Below are 435 nucleotides of genomic sequence, written 5' to 3' on the forward strand. Positions count from 1 at the left end.
CGGCATTCCCAGTCATGCGTCACCCGATACGCCCGGTTCAATCCATGAAGGTGGTGAACTGGGTTATTCGCTTCTGCATGCGTTTGGCGCCGCCTTCGACAATCCCGATCTGATCGTTGCTTGCGTCGTCGGCGACGGCGAAGCGGAGACCGGACCGCTGGCGACCTCGTGGCACAGCAACAAGTTCCTTAATCCCGCGACCGACGGGGCCGTTCTGCCAATCCTGCATCTCAACGGTTACAAGATCGCAAGTCCGACTGTCCTTGCGCGCATTTCGCACACCGAGCTCGACGCGCTGTTTCGCGGTTATGGCTACCTGCCGATCTTGGTCGACGGCGAGGAGCCGGACGCGATGCACCAGGCGATGGCGGCCGCGCTAGACGATGCGGTCGATCGGATACACGCGATCCAGAAGGCCACGCGCGAAGGTGGGGT

General features: G+C 62.1%; 1 pseudogene. It reads left to right on the top strand.

Features of this window, described 5'->3' with window-relative positions:
* Positions 1-435, top strand: a pseudogene (locus AACY45_RS28755) (phosphoketolase); the annotation flags it as partial.

It is taken from the genome of Pseudomonas sp. RA_35y_Pfl2_P32, from assembly GCF_963970735.1.
Classification (GTDB): domain Bacteria; phylum Pseudomonadota; class Gammaproteobacteria; order Pseudomonadales; family Pseudomonadaceae; genus Aquipseudomonas.